We start from the raw sequence: 20,199 nt of genomic DNA on the forward strand, positions 1-20,199 counted from the left end.
GGATCAGTAAACCTCACGGAAGCGGCGACGAAGCCAGAAACCGGCGATATTGAACAGCAAGGTGATCAGGAACAAGGTCAGCCCAACGGCAAAAATGGTTTGATACCCGATGGAGCCATGGGGCAAATCCCCCAAGCTGACCTGCACGATATAAGCGGTCATGGTGGCGGCCCCTTCGGTGGGATCAAGGGTGAAATTCGGGTTCTGTCCGGCTGCAATGGCAACCACCATGGTTTCCCCCACGGCCCGCGACATGCCCAGAATATAAGCCGCCGTAATCCCGGAAAGTGCTCCGGGGATTACCACCCGAACGGCCGTATGAAAACGGGAAAAGCCCAAGGCATAAGCCCCTTCCCGCAAGGTATCGGGCACCGCACGCATGGCATCTTCGCTCACCGATACCACATAGGGCAGGATCATCACCCCCATCACCAGCCCCGGCGCCAGCATATTGAAGCCGTTCAGTCCCGGCATGAATGTTTGCAGCATGGGGGTTACGAACAACAGCGCGAAATACCCGTAAATCACCGTGGGAACACCGCCCAAAAGCTCCAGAACAGGCTTCAGCCCTTCACGCAATTTCGGGGGGGCATATTCACTCAGATATACCGCCAGAACGGTTCCCGCAGGCACCGCCACCAACAATGCGATGCCAGAAACAATCAGGGTCGCCGACAGCAAGGGCAAAATACCGTAATGGGCATCGGTGAACAAAGGTGTCCATTGGGTATCGGTCAGAAAATCCCAGATGGATACCACTTCAAAAAAGCTCAGGGATTCAGAGATCAGGATATAAACGATCGCCGCACTTACGAACACCGAAACGCTGGCAGAAAGAAACAGAATGAACCGCGCCAGCAAATCCTTGACGCGTCGGCGCATCAAAAAGCCGGGGTCGATGCGCACGCCCCCCGCATCCAGCGCTCCATTTGTCGCCACAGTTTGATCAGCCATTGAAAAGATCCTGCCCCCATTCATACCAAACAGATAAAGGGCGAGGCAGCGTACCTCGACCCTTTTCGTCACTCTTTGCCGACTGTCTTAACGAGATCGTTCGCTTCGAAGCAAGTCTTCGATGGAAATACCGATTTGCGATCCATTCTCGAAAACCGTTCCGGTAACACGATCATCAAAGGCTTTCCGCGCCAGATCATAGGCTTCGGCGGGCAACGGAACATAGCCGACTTCAGACACAAGTTCGGGAGCCAGTTCAGGGTCGAGGAAATAATCCACGAACTTTTGTACCACTTCGCGGTTATCCGCCGCCGTCTTGCTTACATAAACAAAAAGCGGGCGAGACAACGGCTGATAGGTGGCGTTTTTCGCTGTTTCAATGGATGGCAGAACCGGATCGGCATCTTTATATTTGATGGGAACCGGCTTCAGCTTGTCGGTATTCTCGCTCAGATAAGCGAAACCGAAAAAGCCCAAACCGCCAAGCGTATTGGCAACGCCCATCACCAGAACATTGTCATCCTCGCTGGCGGTATAATCGCCCCGGCTTGCATGTTCTTTGCCGACAATGGCCTGCGTAAAATAATCATAGGTGCCCGAATCGGCCCCGGCGCCGAACAGATCCAAAGATTTATCGGGGAAGCCTTCGCGGATCTGCGACCAATTATTGATTTTCCGCTGTGCGTCGGGCTCCCACATCTTTTTCAGCTCATCCACCGTCAGATAATCCACCCAATCGTTTTTGGGATTGATCACCACGGCAAGGGCGTCCAGCGCCACTGGAAGTTCCATGAATTCGATACCGTTTTCGCGGCATTGCTCGACTTCAGATGGTCGGATAGGGCGTGAGGCATTGGTCACATCCACTTCCCCGCGGCAGAATTTCTTGAAGCCCCCGCCGCTGCCCGAAACCCCTACCGTCACGCGGTATTTGCCGCGATATTCGATCTGAAATTCTTCGGCCATCGCTTCCGTGATGGGAAAGACCGTGCTTGATCCATCCACTTTCACCAGATTCTGGGCCGAAGCGCCCCCGGACATCGTGGCAAGAACAGCCGCACCCAAAGCGATTGCACCATATTTCATAGCCATAATCCTTATTTGATCAGGAATCGCTGACGATCTTCCGCATGTCGCCATCCCTTTCCATGTGGAAGGAACGTTGCCGGTGGCATATGTCATGAACTTTACGATTATATTTCAGATTTGTGACAGTGCGATTGGACTTCATGCCCCAATAGCGTAAAGATAGACTGATATTCGTGACTTAGCGTGACCATGGCGATGACAGATGCGCTGTCGCTCACCGGATCATTTTATGAAAGGCTAGGGAAACTCTATGCGGCACACCGTTCAGGCATATGATCAGGAACTCAATCATTTGCAGGCGATTCTCACCCAGATGGGCGGGCTGGCCGAACAGGAGCTGGCCAAAGCCATCGAAGCCCTGTCCGCCCGCGACCCGGAGGCTGCGGCCTTGGTGATCGCGATGGATAAAAAGCTGGATGCTTTGGAACTGGAAGCCGATGACCATGTGATTCAAATGATCGCGCGGCGCAGCCCGGTTGCCGATGATCTGCGCGATATTGTCTCGGCGCTCAAAATTGCCAGCATGCTGGAACGGATCGGCGATTTTGCCAAAAACATCGCCAAGCGCGTCACGGTAATTTCGGAAGCCGCGCCGGTAAAGCCTGCCCTGACAATCCCGCGCATGGCGCAAGAAGCCCAGACCATGGTGCGCGAGGTTTTGGAAGCCTATGTGGAAAGAGACACTGCAAAGGCCGTGAAGGTATGGCGCTCCGATGATCGGGTGGATGCGCTTTATAACAGCCTGTTCCGCGAACTGCTGACCTATATGATGGAGTCGCCCTCTTCCATTACCCAAAGCACACATCTGCTGTTTATCGCCAAAAATATCGAACGCATTGGCGATCAGGCCACCAATATTGCAGAAGTGATTTATTTCGCGGTGGAAGGAAAGGCTTTGGAGGACACCCGCCCCAAAGGCGACATGACCTCTTTTGCATCTGTGGGGGACAGTGAGAGCCCTTCGGCCGTTGCCGATCCCGAGCACAGCAAAGACAGCCCCCAATAAGACCGCCCGAATTTCGGGCTCCTTGCCCTTTCACGGGCTTTTAAAAATGGCTGTGGTCCATAAACACGAAAAAGCGCGCCCCATCATGCAGGCGCGCTTTTGCGGTTAAGCCTTCTCAATCGTCGTCTTTATCCGAGGCGCGCTCGATAAAGGCGATCACATTGTCGCGGTCTTCTTCCTTGCGCAAACCGGGGAAAGCCATCTTGTTTCCCGGAATATATTGTCTGGGATTTTCCAGATAAGCGGACAGGGTGTCTTCCGTCCAGGTGATCCCTGATGAGGTCATGGCATCGGAATAGCGCGTAAAGCCTTCCGCACTGCCTGCCTTGCGCCCGACCACATCATAAAGCGACGGCCCAACCCGATGCTGCCCTTCATTCACCGTATGACAGGCCTGACAGCGACGAAAAATCTTGGCACCAATATCGGCATCCCCATCGGCCAAAGCCGGTCCGGGCAAAGCCCCTAAAAAACCAAGAGACAAAGCAATCGGTGCCAGAGCTGCAGTCCGCTTCCATTCAAACACAGGTTCTTCTCCTTTGACGTTTCGTTCAGACGCGTTCTGACACACCTTGTCCTTAAGGCGCCATAGAGGCAAGGTCATGGCATGGAAACCGCACGATATTAAGGCGGTGTATTGTCGCGCGGCCCGCTGGAAAGAGCAATTTTCCAAGCTGAGCCATCAGCGCGAAAAAGGAGCAGATACCATGGACCGGCAAGAATTCTATGAGCAAATGGCTGGAACAGGAACGTTGGATTACGAATTATATCTCAACACCCCCACCATTTTGACAGCACAAAAAACCTTCGAAGATTTTTGCAATAAAGATGAATTGCAGTTCCAGATCGTTCATCAGGTGGAAGAACTGTGGATGAAACTGATGGCCTACACGCTTTTGGACATTGATGACTATCTGGCCGAATGCAACACCAACCGTGTGCTTACATTGTTTCGCAGGGTGCATCTGTTGATGCAGATGATGACCGACCAATTGGCCCTTCTGGAAACCATGTCGCCCAAGGAATATCAGGAAATCCGCCTGCAATTGGGCAATGGGTCCGGTCAGGAATCCCCGGGGTTCCGCACGCTTTTAAAAATGCCCCGGCATTTATGGAACAGCTTCAAAAGCGCCTATCTGGATAAAAAAGGCCTAAGCGTGGAAGCCATTTATAACAGCGGCTACGACCATGGGGATGCCTATATGGTGGCGGAAGCCTTCACCGAATTCGATGAATTGTTCCAGAAATTCCGCTATCATCATATCCAGTTGATCCACCGGTCCATCGGCATGGATGCCAAATCTTTGAAAGGACGATCCGTGGAACTGCTCAAAGACGGATTACGCACCCGCTTTTTCCCCGAGCTATGGCAAATCCGCAATGAAATGACCGATAGCTGGGGCGGCAGCTATGGAGTGATCAGGGACAGCATTTCCGGTCACTGACACCCCTAAGCAAAAATCAGTTCCCTATTTTCTCTTTCAAAAGGGGAATCAGCGGTCGAACAATGTCGATATGCGCTTGCGGCACTTGTTTGACCGCGTCCAACACAACCCGCATGCCTTCAATCTGCTCGCGCACACCATGGGGCATTTGCGCCAGCATCTCTGGCGAGACCTGCTCGGCCATGCGGCGGCTTTCGGGGGACATGGTTTCAATTTCCGTTGCCATGAACGCCGCCATCACCTGATCGCCGGTCCGCGCCCAGCTTTGCACATCGGAAAAGCCGTTCGATTCCACCAGCTCCATCATGGCGTTGAAATTTTCAGGACTGTTGTTTTCCAGCCACGCCGCCCCGCGACTATAAGGGGTAAAGCCGCTTTCCGGTGTGGGCCGCAAGGCATCTTGAAAGCCTGCTGCCTGACCGGATTCTTGCAGATTTTGCCCCAAGGCAATGATGCCGGGCAGGCTTTCAATAAAGCGCTCCACCATATCTGTGTTCAAATCCTGCGCCCGGGCCGTGTGCCCCCAGCCACCTGTACCAATGGCGACCAGCATCACGAACATCATCACATACCGCATCATCACGTCCACTTTTACAAAGGTCTCTTACGCCCGGACAAAAAAGGCAGAGCATATTTCCATAGTTGAGAATCTTTACCGCAATACGCCCAATTCGTCCACCGGCCAATCCAGTTGCCCGCTCCATAGACCAAAGACCAAAGCGATGGCACTATAATGGCGGCAGCCGTGATGGATTGTCGCGCCCTTGCGGTTGCTCTCTGTCTTTTTACCACCATATCTTATATAAAGTAGATGAACCGTAAGGAGGCTGTTTTATGATCACTCTCCCTTCGGGCCGCTAAAAGGCGTGGCAACCGATGCCCGCCCCTTCGAAAGAGTATCGATAATCAATGACAGTTTCCCAGTATCCCGGTGCACCGGAGCGCTCCATTAACAAGCCTCAGGCCGAAATTGAATGGGCGTCAACCATTCCCTTCATTCTGGCACATCTTGCGTGTTTTGCCGCCATCTGGACCGGCGTGCATCTGAACGATATTCTGATCGCCATCAGCCTTTATGCCGTGCGTATGTTCGGCGTAACCGGCGGCTATCACCGCTATTTTTCACACCGCACCTATAAAACAGGGCGGGTGTTCCAGTTCATTCTGGCCTTCATCGCCCAAAGCTCGGCGCAACGCGGTGCCTTATGGTGGGCCGGAACGCACCGTCATCATCATCGCTTTTCCGATACCGAAAACGACGTACATTCGCCGGTGCGCCGCAGTTTTCTCTATTCCCATATGGGCTGGATTTTCGATCGCAAACACCGCGATACGGATCTTGCCGCCGTGCCGGATCTGGCAAAATTCCCCGAACTGGTATGGCTGGATCGTTTCCGCTATCTGCCGCCCATCACTCTTGGGGTTGCTGTATGGCTATTTGCCGGCTGGTCGGGCCTTGTGGTCGGGTTTTTCTGGAGCACCGTTGCTCTTTGGCATGCCACCTTCTCTATCAATTCCCTCGCCCATGTGCATGGCAGCCGCCGCTATCTGACCGGCGATCAATCGCGCAACAACTGGTGGCTGGCCCTGCTGACCTTTGGCGAAGGCTGGCACAACAATCACCATCATTATCAAAGCGCCGCCTGTCAGGGCTTTCGCTGGTACGAGATTGACATCAGCTTTTATATCCTGAAAGGCTTGGCCGCTTTCGGCATCGTCCATGAGCTGAAAACGCCCCCCAAAGCCGTTGTGCATAATGAACAGCGCCTTGGCCGCGCCGTGGTGGAAAAAGCCGCTACCGAACTGGCGGAAAGCTTTCAGGTGGATCGCATCGCCCAGGAATTGCGTCAGGCATTCATGGATAAGCGGGCCAGCTTCGATGCCTCTATGGAAGATTTCTCCCATAAGGTGGAAAACTGGCAGCACGAGATGAATGCTCTGCTCGACCGCTGGCATCAGCAGCTTGATTACAAGATGGAACATGCCCGGCAGGAACTGGATGATCTGGTGCATCGCACCCATCTTCCCAATCTGCCTGCCTTGCCCACGGGGGTAGACTTGCGCAGCCGGGCCAGCGCCATGTTTGTTCACACACCATCAATGAACGACATTCTGGACCGCGCCCGCCAGATTATGGTGGAAACCGTGCGGGATGTGGCTTTGAAAGCCCAAACGCAGCCCATACCCATAGGCGCCAAGGGCTGAAACATCACCATATAAGGATGGCCTAAAAAAGGGGCACCGCAATCCGGCGGTGCCTCTTTTGTTTTAAACATCCGTCCGCGCCTTCCTAGAAAGACACACCAACGGAAAACACCACCGTTGCATCCAGAAGGTCACCGGTTTTGCTGGTGTCGATATAACTTGCGGAGAAATCCAGGCTTTTCCAGGATGCACTGAGCCCTAAGCTCCAGTCCACTTTATCATCGCCGAAGGCCCCGTCCTCCCACCCGATGGAACCGATCAGGGAAAAGGGTGTGTCGCCAATGGCCAAAGCGCTGGAATTATAGAGATAGATATTGTCGGTGCTGCCGATATTGCCCTGATCGGGGGCATAGGCGGCGCCGAAACTGGTGCTGAAAGCGCCGAAACTGCGCCCCACGGAGATATAAGGCTCCACATAATCGGTATCCGTTCCGCCGGGAAACAGATAGGCGGTCACACCGGCGCTCAGATCAAAGCCTTCCCATGAGGTTCCATAGCCAAAATTCACATCCACTTCGGTTTCCGAGCCATTGAAGCTCTCGATGCTTGATCCCCACACGCCAAGATAAAATCCCGGCTCTGTATCGACGGTGAAGCCGCCCTGAATGGCGATATCCTCATCGCTTAAAGAGACGCCCCGAAAGCGGTAATCCGAAACCAGTGCCGCATTGCCGCTAAAAGTGAAAAAGGGCGTTTCATCTTCGCTTTGCGCCAGACTGGCCGATGCTGAAAACAAAAAGGCTATGGGAACAAAAGCAAGGCAGGACCGGCGCAGGATATGATCGTTCAAAAGGCCGGGCTTCAGGCAAAGGGGGACTGTGCGTTCCATAAGGCTCTCCATGGACGGTTAAGGTCGTTGGGAAATGTTCAAGTCTGGGTGTCGGCGTCTTTGTTATGGCCGACAGATCTTCCGCCCCGTCTGGGGAGCGGTGGGGCGGGAACGTCAAGGCTGCTCAAAACCCCGTTCCCACCCCCAAAGCCGGTTCAGCCGCCGCGCAGCTTTTGTGAACCGCCTCCGAACTCGGGATAAGCTTCAAGCCCAAGCTCTGCGATATCGGATCCCATGGTTTCGGATTCAGCATCCAGCCGGATGCCCATGCTGTATTTCAGCGCAAACCATAGAGCCGTGCTGGTTATGATGACAAAAGCCCCGATGGAAACCACGCCCACAATCTGTGTGATGAAGCTGGCGTCCCCATTGGTCAATGGCACCGCCAAGGTTCCCCAGATGCCGCCCACCAAATGAACGGAAACGGCCCCCACCACATCATCGATCTTCATCCGGTCAATAAACGGCACGGCAAACACCACAAGCGCAGACCCAACCGCCCCGATCAGAATGGCCTGTCCCACCGTGGGTGTTAATGGTTCAGCGGTGATCGCCACCAATCCGGCCAATGCGCCATTCAGGCTCATGGTCAAATCCACCTTGCCATATATCCAGCGGGTCAAAGTTACCGCCGTCACCACGCCGCCTGCGGCTGCCATATTGGTATTGGCAAAAATCTGGCTGATGGCGATGGAATCCGCCGCCGAGCCCAAGGCAAGCTGCGAAGCCCCATTGAAGCCGAACCATCCGAACCACAAAACGAATGTGCCAAGGGTTGCTAAAGGCAGGCTGGAGCCGGGAATGGCCCGCGGACGGCCCTGCGCATCATATTTCCCAAGACGCGGCCCCAGGATGATAGCCCCGGTAAGCGCAGCCCAACCGCCGGTCGAATGTACAAGGGTGGAGCCTGCAAAATCGGCAAAGCCCCGTTCGGCCAGCCAGCCGCCCCCCCAATGCCACGAGCCCTGAATGGGATAGACCAATCCGGTCAAAAGGGCGGTGAACACCAAAAATGGCACCAGCTTCACCCGTTCGGCCACTGTTCCTGACACGATAGAGGCGGCGGTTGCCACAAAGACCATCTGGAAAAACCAGTCCGATGCCGCTGCATAACCGGCAGAAAAATCGCCGTCCTCTGCCAAGGCTGCGCCATCATCGGGCGACCAAAGGCCAAAGCTGCCCAGCAATCCGCCATCCACACCGTCATACATCAGACGATAGCCGATGAGGAAATACATGATCCCGGCAACGGAATAGAGCGAGATATTCTTAAGGCAAATATCCGCCACATTTTTCGACCGCACCAAACCCGCTTCCAGCATACAAAAGCCGGCGGCCATCCACATCACCAGAAATCCACCGATCAGGAACAGCAATGTATTGAAAACAAAGGCTGTTTCTTCACTTACGGCGGCAAAGGCAGGCACCGGAGCCATAAGCACGGCACCGGCCAAAGCCACTCCGCCAACCCAGTGTAGCGTTTTTCTTCTTAATAAGGACTTATAAAGCGGCATCATCAGCTTCCTCTGTTCTGATACGCATGGCAAATTCAACGGGCAGGACGAAAATCTTTCCGTCTCCCATTCTTCCGGTCTGCGCGGCTTTTTTGATTTCCTCGATCGCCGCCTCACATTGATCCGAGGCAACAACGGTTTCGATCTTGATCTTGGGCACGAAGCTGATGGCATATTCCGCCCCGCGATAGATCTCTGTATGGCCTTTCTGGCGGCCATAGCCCTGCACTTCGCTGACGGTCATTCCCTCTACCCCGATGGCGGAAAGGGCATCCTTGACCGCCTCCAGACGCGAGGGCCGCAGCACAGCAACAATCATTTTCATCGGCGCATCCTTTGCATGTCTTTATGTCGTTAAGGCCGGACGAATTATCCGATTATTGTGCGCTGCAAAATTATGGTTTATAGTCCCCAAACGGGTGACAAGCCGCAGATCTTCTAAATACCTGTTTTTTATGGTGGATTTCAGATGCGGCCGGAATCCGGTGTTTTGTTGCGGCGCGAAATTGCCGGGACACACATTTTTTGCAGGGGAGGCGCATGTCAAAAAAGCAGGCAGACGATTCCCGAAACATGCATATGGAATCCCTGATCGAAGCCATTGGTCTGCCGCGTTTCGATGCGGCTTTGCTGGCCTGTGCCGCCGCCCTTTCGGGAAGCCATGTGGTTCTTGGCTTTTTGCGCCTGCATAAAACTGTGGTGTCCCTTGTCGCCAAGGGTGGGCAGGGCTGCGAGGAAACAGCCACATTGGCGGCCTTGCGCTATGGCACGCGGCTTTGGCACGAAGATGCTTGCCTGCAAAGCGGCCTGCGGCATTTACCCGAAAGGCAAACGCGCTTGCAGATTGTCACACGCGACAGCATGGCTCACGACCCCATGGGGCCGCGTATTCTGGATTTTCTGGATGCGGGGGTGCAGATCTCATTTTACCGCCGTTTGGACGGCGGGCTTTATATCCTGCGCTTTTATGCGGCGGACCCCATTGCCCCTAGGGCGCAAAAAGCGCTGGAAGCAATGGGGGGGCTGATGATGTCGGCCATGGTCCGGCACGGGGAATTGCGCAAACGCAGCCGTCGCGCAGTGCTGAAACAAAATGCCCGGACCATGATTTCCGACAGCCTGACCCGCGAAGACAGAAATCTGACACCCCGTGAAACCGCTGTGTGCACCGCAACCCTTCTGGGGCAATCGGTCGAAGCCATCAGTCTGGAGCTATCCATCACCGAAAACAGCGTTCGGACCTATAAAAAGCGGGCTTATAAGCGTTTGGGCATTTCCTCTCAGGCGCAGCTTTTTGCCCTGTGCTTCAATGATGCAACAGAGCGCTGACCCTATTTCACTGTGGCCCGATAAATATGCCATGTGGCATGGCCAAGAATGGGGAAAATCACCGCCAAGCCCACGGCCAGCGGCAAGAATCCCAAAAACAGCCCGGCGGTAATCACAAAACCCCAATAAGCCATGGCGCGCGGATTGGCTGCCACCACTTTCAAAGAAAGGGCCACCGCCGTTGGCGTATCCACATGCCGATCCAAAAGCATGGGAAAAGACACGGCGCTAATGGCAAACACCAGAACCGAGAACACGGCCCCCAAGGCATTCCCCGCCATAATCATTGTCCAGCCTTCCGACGTTGTGAACAAGCCCGCAAGCGGCGCTTCGGGGGTGGCAATCGTCCCCAATGTGTAGGTATAGAGCAGCAAAGCCGTCAAAATCCAAAGCGAGAACAAAAGCAGCAGCAGCATACCCAGAACAAGGATTTGGCTGAACGCTGCGGCGCGAAACACCCCAAAGGCATCGCGCCAGTGCATTTCCCCCGTTTCCTCGCGCTTGCGGCTCATTTCATAAAGCCCCAATGCTGCAAATGGCCCCACAAGACTGAAACCCGCGATCAAGGGATAAATAAGCGGCAATAAATCCCGCCCGGTGACCGCCGCCAGCAAAACAAAGCATAGCAAAGGATAAAGCAGCCCCAAAAACACCGCATGGGATGGGCGCTGGCTGAAATCGTCATATCCGGCTTGCAAGGCCGCTTTTACATCCCCGACAGATATTTTTTTGATCTGCCCCCCTTCAGACGTTGCGTTCCCTTCATGGAAAATTGGCTGTGTCTGTGCGTGAACCATCTCTATCTCCTTCGCTGATTGCAAAAGATCACCATCTCACTCTGCGTCATAATGCCGCATTTTGATCGCCCCGTCACTAAGGATGCCATCAAAATACCAACACGAGCGCGTGAAATTTTCATCCTGGCAAAACAACAAGGCTTCCCAAGCGTAGATGTCCGTATCAGGGGTGCGTTTCTTCACAGGCCCTCCCCCTCTCATAACGAGACAGCACAGGGAAACGCAGAAAGCACGGAGCCAAGGAAAGGACAGCCATCATGTCGATAGCCCGCATCACCGAGATTTCAGCAACCTCGGCAAAAAGCTTTGAAGACGCCACGCAGAAAGGAATTGCGCGCGCTGTAAATTCCTTACGCAATGTGAAAAGCGCATGGATCAAGGATCAGATAGCCACCATCGAGAATGATAAAATCTCGGAATATAAAGTGCATATGATGGTGAGCTTCGTTCTCGACGATTGAACAGGAGCAGCAGCCCGATTTTAAGGGGCGGCAGATGTATGATCGGATAAAATACGCCAATCCTTGCCAAAACGCTTCATGGTCAGGGTGAACAATCCTTCAGAACGGCCGCCCTTACGCTCCAGATGAAAACGCCCGAACACGATACCTGCCTCTTCGGATAATACCGTCGTTTCCAGATCGGTGAAGCGCAGCTCTCCCATGCTGTCTTTTGTCTCGCCATAGGCGGCAAGATACCGCTGCAAGGTGCTGTCCCAACCGCGTGTGACAGTATTTCCCGAAGCAAATCGCAAGCGATCACTGTTCCAATAGCTGTGCATGAAGCCTCGAATATCGCCCTTGTTCCATGCCTCGGCACTGCGCATCACTTCGGCGATCATCCCTGCTTCAATCTCCTGATGCCCTTTGGTCTCTCCCTTTTCCTTTTGCTGGGAAAAAGCCGGGGCGGCGATCATTGCCAAAGCAAAAACCGTAAAAAGCCAAATTCTATGGATCATCATGTTTTCCTTTAAAAGCGTGAGCCGATATGTCGCTTGTCATCAAAACCGTGTTGGCCTTGGGGAAAAGCCCCCGATAATCGAACAATATCAACGGACGGTAAGCGCCCCTTAATATATTTAGACCTAAGACAAAGAAGGGAACAAAATAGCAGGATGGGGTCCATGCCAACAGAATACCGTGAAATCGGCTTTTCCATGTCGGAATTAGCAAAAGCGCTCCATAGCCATGCCACAACCCAGAACCCGGAACTGACCCTTGATCCCCCAAGTTCCATCCGCATCAATGGCAAGGATGAACTGGTGGTGGCCATTCGCTTTGGCGATCAAGAAGAAGACCGCTTTTCCGCATTGGAAGTAACGGCGGCCCTTATCCGCCATGCCAAAGCCATTGGCGTTCCCGTGGCACGCAAAGCCCGTAAGGCGCTGGCAACCAAAAACAACATGCTGATCCTGAAATTGTGGATGGGCTGATCTCAATCGATAGGATAACGCTCCAGAACCGGCCCCAATGCTTTTTTCAAGGCCCCCAGATGCGGCTCGAAATGCCGCCATTGCTCTAGCCCTTTTGTGCTGATGGGGCGGCGCACCTGCTCGGAACTGGCGGTGCGTACAGAGCGGTTGGTCTTGTAGAATTCCACACAGGCCGGCTCAAAATCCAACCCGCAAAAATCCAGTATCCGGCGCACTTGCCCGTCCAGATCCTCTACCACATCTTCATGCTGCACCCGCAAGATCTTGCCGGGCAACACCCGGTCCCAATGATCCATCAGATCCACATAGCCGCGGTAATAATGGCCGACTTCTTCAAGGCCATAGGTAAATTCCTGCCCTTCCGCAAATAATTGCTTGAAGCCGGAAAAGCAGCAGGCCATGGGATGGCGTCGCGCATCGATAATCTTGGCATTGGGCAAGATCAGCGCAATCAGCCCGATATGGCGGAAATTATTGGGCATCTTATCGGTGAAAAACGGGGCGCCCCGCCGATGGATGCGGGTATCATCCAGATAGGCCTGCCCTAGGTCTTTCAGCTTTTCGGCGCTCAAATCATGCAGATTCAAAGGATAGGCTGAAAAATTCCCGATGCGTTTGCGCCCCCGCAGCCGATGCGACAAAGCCAGAATATTGGGCAGCTCCAACGTGCCGTCCACTTGGCTGTGGGACGCAAGAATCTGCTCTAATAATGTAGAGCCAGCACGCGGAAGCCCAACAATGAAAATCGGATCGGGAGCCGGACACCCCCTGCCCCCTTGTTTTTCAAACAGCTCTTTGGAACAAATTTCGGCCTGCGCGCGCAGCTCTTCCAGCATTTGATCCGTCCGATAGGTGCTTTGGCGACGCTTTAGTGCATTGCCCCGTTCATAATATGCAAAGGCCGCATCATAAGCCTCGCGGTCCTCATAGGCTTTGCCCAGGGAAAAACAAAAATGCACCCGTTCATAAAGCCCCATGGACGGCGACTGTTCGAGACGCTCCATCATCGCAAGATCGTCGTCCTTAAACCCGTAGGTTTTAAGATTGGCCAGCGCATACCAGGCATCGGCATGATCGGGTTTTACCGCAAGAGCCGCGCGATATGACGCCACCGCTTCATCCTGACGACCATAAGTTTTCAGCGCATGGCCGCGCGATGTCAGGGTTGCGGGATCATGGGGCAAAATCTCCAGCACCTGATCGAACAGGGCCAAGGCCCGCTCATAATCCCCCACTTGCAAGGATTCGATGGCATAGTTCGACAAGAACACCGGATTTTTGGGGTCTTCTTCATAAAGCTGTTTGGCCTGTGCAAGGGCCGCTGCGAATTTTTGCCGCTTGCGCAGCACCTGAATATAATCCAGCCGCACCTGCTTGTTATCCGGGTCCAGCGCCAAGGCGCTTTCCAGCAAAAAATCCGCATCTTCCAGAACGCCCATGCGCACACCGATCTCGGCCAGCAACCGCATTGCTTCGATATGATGGGGATTGTTTTGCAAGAAATGACGGCACAGCGTTTCCGCCTTTCGTATTTTCCCTTCATAGATCAAATGTGAAACGCTCAACAATTCAGGTGGGAGCTTGGCCAGATATGCCGCCTGCGCCTGCGCATGTTTGGCCGCCACATGATCGCCTTTTGCCGCCAATATCTCGGCCTGCGCCGTCCAACTGGCGGATAAGGCGGGATTGAACCGACACGCCCGCCCATAGGCATGAAGGGCCGCATCCATTTGCCCCATGGCCCGCAGCAAATGCCCTTCTTCTTGAAAGCCCCGGCCAAAATCCGGCGCATTCTCGTTCAGAGCGCGTAAATGGGCCTGCGCCTCATCATAACGTTTCAGATAGCGGCAGCATACGGCGCGCATATACAGCCTGTCGATGAACTCCGGCGTTGCGCCCCCGTCTTCCGGAAGCGCCCCCAATGTTGATAAGGCATCCTCGAAGGCACCCTTCATCATCTGGGCACGCGCCTGTTTCAAAGCCGCTTGCACATCGGTTTTCTGATCATGGTCTTGCTGCATCATATGTCCAATAAAACGGCCGCCCCCTTCGAAAAGGGAGCGGCAGTCTATCCTTGGTTTTGGCTCGCCGTCAAAAAGTGTCAGATCTGGAAGCCAACCCGAAGGCCGATGGTGCGCGGGCGAATGGGCGTGATGCGCTCCCGGTCGAATACAAAACTATTCGACAATTGCCCGACCGTATCATTGAGATTTTCACCGTAAATCTCGACAGACCAGTTGGCTGCCGTAATCCCTGCCGACAGACCAAGCGTGGTATAGCTGTCAATGCGGGCTTTGTTGATCTCGATGATGTCGCTCCATGATGCGCCGGAATAAACAAGTTTCGGCATCACATGGGCGGTGTAATCGTCCATCACCGTCCATTCATAACGCGCCCGGAGATTTCCCTGGAAACCGGGAGCAAAGGCCAGTTCCGAGCCTTCCACCACATCATTGGTGGGGGTAAGAACATCGGTGATTTCCGTATCCAGAACCGAGAAGCCGCCATAGAGCGACAGCCCCGGAATGGCTGCCGGGAACCATGTCACATCGCCCTCAACCCCGAAAATCTCGGCATTTGCGGCATTATCGGAGAAGAACAGATTGGTGATGCTGGGATCGAAAATGGTGGTTTGCAGACGATCCACCTTCACATAGAAGGCGTTGCCATTGAACCGCACAGAGCGATCGAACAGGTCCATTTTCCAACCCAGTTCGTAATTCTCCACATCATCGGTATCCAGCGCGAAGGGCACGGTGAAATTATTCGGCCCGACAGCCCCACCGGGCCGGTTCAAAAGCCCCGGACGGAAGCCTTCGGAATAGGTGGCGTAAAACAACAGATTGTCTGTGGGCGTCCAATTCAGAGTGGCCTTGAAGATCACACCATCGGTGGCCGCCTTATCGGGAGCCGACAAAGCATTCAGGACCTGCTGTGCTTGTGCTTCGCTCAGGCCCGCCGCCATGATCTCATCCAGCGTTTGGCCTTGCGTGAAGGTTTGATGCAGGCTTGTATCGCAACTGCCGCGGAAAGTGAACTGGCCATCGCCATTGAACTGGTCGCTGATATCGGTGCCAAAAGCGTTAATATCGGGCTGGAAGCTGTTACAGAACGAGCCATTGGCCCCGCCTTCCAGATCCACTTCGATGTCGTAATAACGCGCTCCCAAAACAACAGACAGCGTATCGGGAATGGCAACGAACGTGGCTTCACCAAAGAACCCGTATTGCTCATCGGTGCGCTTTACATCATTGCGGAAGATCACCCCATCGGGGAATGGGCCGGGATCAGACGTAAAGCCCGTGGTGAACGGGAAATTGGGGAAAAAGCCCGGCGATCCGAAAATATCGGCATTCACTGAATTCACATAAGTGAAATCATTGCGCTCTTTCAAAGTCAGATCGCTGTAGAACCCACCCACCGTGGCATAAATGCGTTGATCGTCCGGTGTGGTGAAGCGCAGTTCATGGGTTTGAACCGTGGTATCGGTTTCGGAATCCACAAACAGATTGGGCGGCTGGCAGGTTCCCGACGGTGCGGCACTGCCCGGATAGGTTACGGAAGAATCGCAGATATAATAAGGCAGATACTGGCCGGCAAACAGATAGTCGGAATAATCGACGCGCTGCTCGGTATCGCGGTCCGTATAGGCCCCGGTATAGACCACATCCAGCATGGCCAGGCGGCCTTCAATCGTCCAGGAGGTGTTGTGGAAATCGTCTTCCAGCTCATCCTCTTCAAAGCGCTGGATTTCCATGTCGCCCAATTCGGGATCGGTGAAGAACACCCCGTCGCTTTCAAGGCTTTGGCGGGCATGGGCCACGGTCAAAGACCAGTCTTCATTGATCGCCCAATAAGCGCTGGTGCGGAAACCGGTATAGGAGGTGTCGTTGAAATCTTCTTCCACAAGGCCGGAATTATCGGCTTCAAGGAAAGTCACATTCGACAAATCCGCTTGCGACTGGAACCCGGCACGGTTGGCCGATACCGGCACACCATTGGCGCGCACAGTCCCTTCCGGACGGAAACGCGCTGATTCCGAAGCATCGCGCGTGCCCAGAACATTATCGATATAGCCGCCGCGATTGTCATTATAGAACACCGCACGCACGGCCAATGTGTCATCGATCAGCGGAATGTTGATCACCCTTCCGCCTTGTTGCTCATTTCACCACCTTTGGTGAAAGACACACCCATATTGGCTGAAGCCTCGAACTCGTTCAGAACCGGCTTGTTGGTGATCATCCGTACCGTACCGGCCTGCGAACTGGCACCAAACAAGGTGCCTTGCGGACCGGGCAGCACTTCCACCCGCTCCAGATCAACCGCATAAACATCCAGATTACGACCCGGCTGCGCCAAGGGCTGTTCATCCAGATAAAAGGCCACATTAGGTGCAAGACCCGCAACACCAGCGGTGGTCAGATTCGGCGTGGTAGAGGCAAGGCCGCGAATATAGATGGTGTTCTGCCCCGGCCCGCTGCCGCCCGCCGTAACACCCGGCAGTTCCTGCAGATAATCGGTGAACACATCCACATTCAAGCGGTCCAACTCGCCACCGGTCAAGGCGCTGACAGCCACCGGAATGTCCTGGCTGCTCTGGGCACGTTTCGTTGCAGTAACGACGATTTCTTCGATCTGGGCATAGGCGCGTCCTTCGGTTTGCGCATAAGCATGCAGGCTTCCGAAAGTTGCAGTCAATGTTGACAGAAGTGCCACATTCAATTTGCTGGCTCGAAGACTCATCGGCAATTTCCCCGGTTTTCAATTGTTGAAGGGACATATAACGACATGATCGGGTAATTGCACGTATTTTTTTATATTATATATTTATTTAAGTGATATTTATTTTCTTAGTAAAAATATTTGAATAGATCATTTATATTCATAAAAATAACTTATTAAGTATTTTTTGTGGGATACAAACCCAAATTTTCAATACAGATAAAAACCACATCAAAAGGCCGGATTTGGCCTGCCAAATCCCCTTTTTTAAATAAAAGAGCCGAATAACATCAAAACCGGGAAGATATGCGCCAAACACCCTGTGAATGTGACACGCGCAGCCAATGACAGGCTGTATCCATCATTTTGCCGCGGGCAAAAAAAAGGGCCATGACAACTGCCACGGCCCAAGTTCAGGGAGGAAACGCCCACGAGGGGCGGTGGAAAGGGGGGAAACCAGTTCCACACCCTGAGAATTAAGCACAATTTCCCAGAATTCAAGCATAGCGACGTCACTTTCTAGTTAAACGCCTGTGACAATTTGGGCCGCTTCTTGCCCGCATATCTGGAAAAAATGATGAAATCACTGGCTTTTTCGCTCTTATAACGCGAACACAAAGTCGCAAGCACAGGCCGCTTTAGGGCCTCTTCTTATAAGCTTTTCATCTCATCGGACGGAGATTTCTTGTAAGGCGGGCAATCGGGCGCTTTCAAATAGAAAGCCAAGGAAAGCCCGAGAGATCCCCCTAAAAACGCAAACACAGCCCGATAGGACGGCTCTCCCATCGCCCCGGTTGCGCCATCGGTAAAAAGACCCGCCACCAGCCCGCTCATGGGCTGCAAAAGCCCCACGCCGCCCATCACCAGCATATTGCTGACCGTCATCCCGCGCCCCAGTGCATGGTCGGGATAAAGCGATCGCGCATGGGCCATGGAAACACTGAAATAGCCATTCCCTGCACTGATCAGGAACAACAGGATCGGCAGCAGCCAAAAGGGTGGACGCCCCCAGATGGCCAGCAAGCCAAAGATGCCCATCACCAATGCGCAGCCCGGCACCACAACCCATTTCCGCGTGTTGAACCGCCGATCCAAAGGCGCATAACATATTGGCCCTAGAATAGAGCCGACAGCCATCAGCAACAGCACATTGCCGCGATCAATAGGGTTCAGCCCGTAGATATCGGCCAGATACGGCCCGCCCCATAATGCCGTCATGGCGGCAACAGAGCCATAGCCTGTGAACAACATGGGCATTAATGGCCATAAGCGGCGGTCGGCAATCACACGGCCCACCCCCATAAGGCTTTGGGTAATCCCTTCAGAGCGGCCCGAAGACAAAGGCTTGCCCCTGATCTGTTCAGGCAAGGTCACCACCATCAGCACCGCAAAAAGGCCCGCAAGCAGCCCTGCTCCAAAAAAGGTTCCCCGCCAATCGATCAAGTCCGCCATCATGGCCAATGGGCTGGTGGCCAGCAAAATCCCGGTATTGCCGATGGCCAGATGCATGGCAGTCAATGACGCAAAGCGTTCTGGCGCAAAGGCCCGCGCAAACACCACCATCGCCCCCATCAATAAAGGGGCGCATCCAATTCCCATCAAAATCCGCCCCAAAAGCAATACAGGCGCACTATCGGCAAGGGCAAAGACCACACAACCCGCCCCCACCACGGCCAACAGACTGGCCATCACCCGCCTTGGGCCAAAGCGATCCAAGGCCATGCCCACCGGCAATTGCATGAAGGCAAAGCTGAGAAAAAAAGCCCCCGTCAAAGTGCCAAGCCCCGCCGATCCTATGCCCAGATCCTGCGAGAGATTGGGGGCCAAAACGGCAACGGAATTGCGCAAAAACTGCGACAGAATATAAGCTGGAGCCAGAACCACCAATAATCGAAGCAGCATGACCGCACTCCCAGAAATATTTTTGCGCGCCGAATATAAATGGTTTCAAAAGCAGGCATGTACAATTTGCCAAAGCCCATCAACTACCATAAAGAAAACGGGCATACACTCTCTTGATCCATTAGTCTGAAAAGCCCCACAGTGATCGAATTCCTGCTTTCCCGAACGGCGCTTGATGCCCTTTACTTGCCTGCCGCCATTTGCGCCGCGTTCATTGCCTTTGCCCCTACCCGCGAAAAGCCGCATCCAACGGGGCTTGCCATTAGCCTTGCCTTTTTGATGGGGCTTTTGATGGTGCGCCCCCTGCCCGTCTGGCCACCGGTAGGAGGCATTGGTTATCTACCCTTTTTGGGCCTTTTGGGGCTGGGCTTTGGATTGGCCGCCGACCGGCCGCGCTATCGCCTTTTTGCCTGTGCGTTGTTCGTGCTGTGCCTTCCCGTTCTCACCGCGCTTTTTGTGGGATCGCAGGAATATGGCGGCAGACTTCGCGGTAATGTCTGGCTGATCTATCCGCTTTTGATCATCGCCGGGATGATTGTTTTTGGCCGCCTGATCGGCACCGGATCGCGCCCGAGTGCCGGGCGGGCGCTGTTTTTTGCCAGTTTGGCGCTGGGCGTTGTGGCATGGCTTTATGGATCACGCATCAGCCTTCATGCTCTGGGACTGGCCGCCGTCATTCTAAGCGCCCTTCTGGTGCTGCCCCGCCTGGGATTGAAATGGCCGCTATCCGCCAGCTTTGCAGCCGGCAGCTTTTATTTCACCATCGCCGCCACCTTGATCCTGTCGCGGGATTTGCTGGCTCTGCCTGTGGCCATCAGTTTCTTTGCCTTTTTCATCCCCGGCATGGGGCCGTTCCTGGGCATAAAGCACAAGAACCACCGGTCGATGCTCGAATTGGCAGCGGGCAGTCTCATCGTGCTGGCAGCAGGCTTGAGCTATCTTTACGCCCCTTGACGCCGCGATTTTATCGGG

General features: G+C 54.1%; 19 protein-coding genes and 1 pseudogene. 7 read left to right on the forward strand and 13 right to left on the reverse strand.

What is annotated here, in order from left to right:
• Positions 1 to 3 precede the first annotated feature (3 nt).
• A complete protein-coding gene (gene pstC / locus IEX96_RS10595; protein WP_373293765.1) occupies positions 4 to 882 on the reverse strand; it encodes a phosphate ABC transporter permease subunit PstC in 879 nt (292 codons plus the stop codon).
• A 159-nt stretch (positions 883 to 1,041) separates the two neighbouring features.
• The gene (locus tag IEX96_RS10600; protein WP_188873897.1) at positions 1,042 to 2,040 is read right to left on the reverse strand and encodes a PstS family phosphate ABC transporter substrate-binding protein; all 999 of its coding nucleotides are present in this window, start codon (positions 2,038 to 2,040) and stop codon (positions 1,042 to 1,044) included.
• Positions 2,041 to 2,293: 253 nt separating this feature from the next.
• Between IEX96_RS10600 and phoU the strand changes: the two genes are divergently transcribed.
• Entirely contained in the window at positions 2,294 to 3,049 is a 756-nt protein-coding gene (phoU, locus tag IEX96_RS10605; protein WP_150005452.1) for a phosphate signaling complex protein PhoU, read from the forward strand.
• Positions 3,050 to 3,164: 115 nt separating this feature from the next.
• Here the strand turns inward: phoU and IEX96_RS10610 are convergent, their stop codons facing one another.
• Positions 3,165 to 3,575, reverse strand: a complete 411-nt coding sequence (locus IEX96_RS10610; RefSeq protein WP_229773677.1) for a c-type cytochrome — start codon at positions 3,573 to 3,575, stop codon at positions 3,165 to 3,167.
• Between the two features lie 181 nt (positions 3,576 to 3,756).
• Here IEX96_RS10610 and IEX96_RS10615 point away from each other — a divergent pair, with 181 nt between their 5' ends.
• Positions 3,757 to 4,494 (forward strand): tryptophan 2,3-dioxygenase family protein, encoded by a 738-nt coding sequence (locus IEX96_RS10615; RefSeq protein ID WP_150005545.1) that lies wholly within the window; start codon positions 3,757 to 3,759, stop codon positions 4,492 to 4,494.
• Positions 4,495 to 4,510: 16 nt separating this feature from the next.
• Here IEX96_RS10615 and IEX96_RS10620 read toward each other — a convergent pair whose 3' ends face one another.
• Positions 4,511 to 5,074: a hypothetical protein gene (locus IEX96_RS10620; RefSeq protein WP_150005450.1), complete on the reverse strand. Its 564-nt coding sequence runs from the start codon at positions 5,072 to 5,074 to the stop codon at positions 4,511 to 4,513.
• Positions 5,075 to 5,403: 329 nt separating this feature from the next.
• Here IEX96_RS10620 and IEX96_RS10625 point away from each other — a divergent pair, with 329 nt between their 5' ends.
• Positions 5,404 to 6,699: an acyl-CoA desaturase gene (locus tag IEX96_RS10625; protein WP_188873898.1), complete on the forward strand. Its 1,296-nt coding sequence runs from the start codon at positions 5,404 to 5,406 to the stop codon at positions 6,697 to 6,699.
• 85 nt (positions 6,700 to 6,784) lie between these two features.
• On the opposite strand, the gene IEX96_RS10630 is transcribed toward IEX96_RS10625, so the two are convergent.
• The 3 genes from IEX96_RS10630 to IEX96_RS10640 all read right to left on the reverse strand — a co-directional run bounded on the left by IEX96_RS10630 (position 6,785) and on the right by IEX96_RS10640 (position 9,367).
• Complete coding sequence (locus IEX96_RS10630) at positions 6,785 to 7,528, reverse strand: TorF family putative porin (protein ID WP_188873899.1); 744 nt, start codon at positions 7,526 to 7,528, stop codon at positions 6,785 to 6,787.
• A 155-nt stretch (positions 7,529 to 7,683) separates the two neighbouring features.
• Positions 7,684 to 9,042 carry an ammonium transporter AmtB gene (gene amtB, locus IEX96_RS10635; RefSeq protein ID WP_188873917.1) on the reverse strand — a complete coding sequence of 453 codons (1,359 nt, stop codon included), beginning with the start codon at positions 9,040 to 9,042 and terminating at the stop codon, positions 7,684 to 7,686.
• Positions 9,029 to 9,367, reverse strand: a complete 339-nt coding sequence (locus tag IEX96_RS10640) for a P-II family nitrogen regulator (protein ID WP_150005446.1) — start codon at positions 9,365 to 9,367, stop codon at positions 9,029 to 9,031. Before IEX96_RS10640 ends, amtB begins: the two co-directional genes overlap by 14 nt.
• A gap of 215 nt (positions 9,368 to 9,582) precedes the next feature.
• Here IEX96_RS10640 and IEX96_RS10645 point away from each other — a divergent pair, with 215 nt between their 5' ends.
• Complete coding sequence (locus tag IEX96_RS10645) at positions 9,583 to 10,371, forward strand: helix-turn-helix transcriptional regulator (protein WP_229773680.1); 789 nt, start codon at positions 9,583 to 9,585, stop codon at positions 10,369 to 10,371.
• 2 nt (positions 10,372 to 10,373) lie between these two features.
• On the opposite strand, the gene IEX96_RS10650 is transcribed toward IEX96_RS10645, so the two are convergent.
• Positions 10,374 to 11,168 (reverse strand): DUF2189 domain-containing protein, encoded by a 795-nt coding sequence (locus IEX96_RS10650; protein ID WP_150005445.1) that lies wholly within the window; start codon positions 11,166 to 11,168, stop codon positions 10,374 to 10,376.
• Positions 11,169 to 11,204: 36 nt separating this feature from the next.
• Positions 11,205 to 11,351, reverse strand: a complete 147-nt coding sequence (locus IEX96_RS10655; protein WP_188873900.1) for a hypothetical protein — start codon at positions 11,349 to 11,351, stop codon at positions 11,205 to 11,207.
• Positions 11,352 to 11,425: 74 nt separating this feature from the next.
• On the opposite strand from IEX96_RS10655, the gene IEX96_RS10660 reads away from it, so the two are divergent.
• Positions 11,426 to 11,629, forward strand: coding sequence for a dodecin family protein (locus tag IEX96_RS10660; RefSeq protein WP_150005444.1), 204 nt, complete (start codon positions 11,426 to 11,428; stop codon positions 11,627 to 11,629).
• A gap of 20 nt (positions 11,630 to 11,649) precedes the next feature.
• Here the strand turns inward: IEX96_RS10660 and IEX96_RS10665 are convergent, their stop codons facing one another.
• Complete coding sequence (locus IEX96_RS10665) at positions 11,650 to 12,126, reverse strand: DUF4440 domain-containing protein (RefSeq protein WP_188873901.1); 477 nt, start codon at positions 12,124 to 12,126, stop codon at positions 11,650 to 11,652.
• A 165-nt stretch (positions 12,127 to 12,291) separates the two neighbouring features.
• Here IEX96_RS10665 and IEX96_RS10670 point away from each other — a divergent pair, with 165 nt between their 5' ends.
• Entirely contained in the window at positions 12,292 to 12,600 is a 309-nt protein-coding gene (locus IEX96_RS10670; RefSeq protein WP_150000327.1) for a hypothetical protein, read from the forward strand.
• A gap of 2 nt (positions 12,601 to 12,602) precedes the next feature.
• On the opposite strand, the gene IEX96_RS10675 is transcribed toward IEX96_RS10670, so the two are convergent.
• The 3 genes and pseudogenes from IEX96_RS10675 to IEX96_RS10685 all read right to left on the reverse strand — a co-directional run bounded on the left by IEX96_RS10675 (position 12,603) and on the right by IEX96_RS10685 (position 19,227).
• The gene (locus tag IEX96_RS10675; protein ID WP_229773681.1) at positions 12,603 to 14,621 is read right to left on the reverse strand and encodes a tetratricopeptide repeat-containing sulfotransferase family protein; all 2,019 of its coding nucleotides are present in this window, start codon (positions 14,619 to 14,621) and stop codon (positions 12,603 to 12,605) included.
• An 80-nt stretch (positions 14,622 to 14,701) separates the two neighbouring features.
• Positions 14,702 to 17,346, reverse strand: a pseudogene (locus IEX96_RS10680) (TonB-dependent receptor).
• Between the two features lie 630 nt (positions 17,347 to 17,976).
• Positions 17,977 to 19,227, reverse strand: a complete 1,251-nt coding sequence (locus IEX96_RS10685; protein WP_150005442.1) for an MFS transporter — start codon at positions 19,225 to 19,227, stop codon at positions 17,977 to 17,979.
• A gap of 141 nt (positions 19,228 to 19,368) precedes the next feature.
• Between IEX96_RS10685 and IEX96_RS10690 the strand changes: the two genes are divergently transcribed.
• On the forward strand, positions 19,369 to 20,181 hold the full coding sequence (locus IEX96_RS10690; RefSeq protein ID WP_150005441.1) for a hypothetical protein: 813 nt from the start codon (positions 19,369 to 19,371) through the stop codon (positions 20,179 to 20,181).
• The last annotated feature ends 18 nt before the right edge of the window (positions 20,182 to 20,199 follow it).

It is taken from the genome of Iodidimonas muriae, assembly GCF_014647255.1.
In the GTDB taxonomy this organism is placed as follows: Bacteria; Pseudomonadota; Alphaproteobacteria; order Sphingomonadales; family Rhodothalassiaceae; genus Iodidimonas; species Iodidimonas muriae.

Excerpts from the sequence above, each read along its gene's own strand:
- IEX96_RS10660 (WP_150005444.1), top strand. The coding sequence starts at position 11,426 with ATGTCGATAGCCCGCATCACCGAGATTTCAGCAACCTCGGCAAAAAGC.
- amtB (WP_188873917.1), bottom strand. The coding sequence starts at position 9,042 with ATGCCGCTTTATAAGTCCTTATTAAGAAGAAAAACGCTACACTGGGTT.
- IEX96_RS10665 (WP_188873901.1), bottom strand. The coding sequence starts at position 12,126 with ATGATCCATAGAATTTGGCTTTTTACGGTTTTTGCTTTGGCAATGATC.
- phoU (WP_150005452.1), top strand. The coding sequence starts at position 2,294 with ATGCGGCACACCGTTCAGGCATATGATCAGGAACTCAATCATTTGCAG.
- IEX96_RS10625 (WP_188873898.1), top strand. The coding sequence starts at position 5,404 with ATGACAGTTTCCCAGTATCCCGGTGCACCGGAGCGCTCCATTAACAAG.
- IEX96_RS10630 (WP_188873899.1), bottom strand. The coding sequence starts at position 7,528 with ATGGAACGCACAGTCCCCCTTTGCCTGAAGCCCGGCCTTTTGAACGAT.
- IEX96_RS10615 (WP_150005545.1), top strand. The coding sequence starts at position 3,757 with ATGGACCGGCAAGAATTCTATGAGCAAATGGCTGGAACAGGAACGTTG.
- pstC (WP_373293765.1), bottom strand. The coding sequence starts at position 882 with ATGCGCCGACGCGTCAAGGATTTGCTGGCGCGGTTCATTCTGTTTCTT.
- IEX96_RS10650 (WP_150005445.1), bottom strand. The coding sequence starts at position 11,168 with ATGGTTCACGCACAGACACAGCCAATTTTCCATGAAGGGAACGCAACG.
- IEX96_RS10620 (WP_150005450.1), bottom strand. The coding sequence starts at position 5,074 with ATGATGCGGTATGTGATGATGTTCGTGATGCTGGTCGCCATTGGTACA.
- IEX96_RS10645 (WP_229773680.1), top strand. The coding sequence starts at position 9,583 with ATGTCAAAAAAGCAGGCAGACGATTCCCGAAACATGCATATGGAATCC.
- IEX96_RS10640 (WP_150005446.1), bottom strand. The coding sequence starts at position 9,367 with ATGAAAATGATTGTTGCTGTGCTGCGGCCCTCGCGTCTGGAGGCGGTC.
- IEX96_RS10670 (WP_150000327.1), top strand. The coding sequence starts at position 12,292 with ATGCCAACAGAATACCGTGAAATCGGCTTTTCCATGTCGGAATTAGCA.
- IEX96_RS10675 (WP_229773681.1), bottom strand. The coding sequence starts at position 14,621 with ATGCAGCAAGACCATGATCAGAAAACCGATGTGCAAGCGGCTTTGAAA.
- IEX96_RS10685 (WP_150005442.1), bottom strand. The coding sequence starts at position 19,227 with ATGCTGCTTCGATTATTGGTGGTTCTGGCTCCAGCTTATATTCTGTCG.
- IEX96_RS10600 (WP_188873897.1), bottom strand. The coding sequence starts at position 2,040 with ATGAAATATGGTGCAATCGCTTTGGGTGCGGCTGTTCTTGCCACGATG.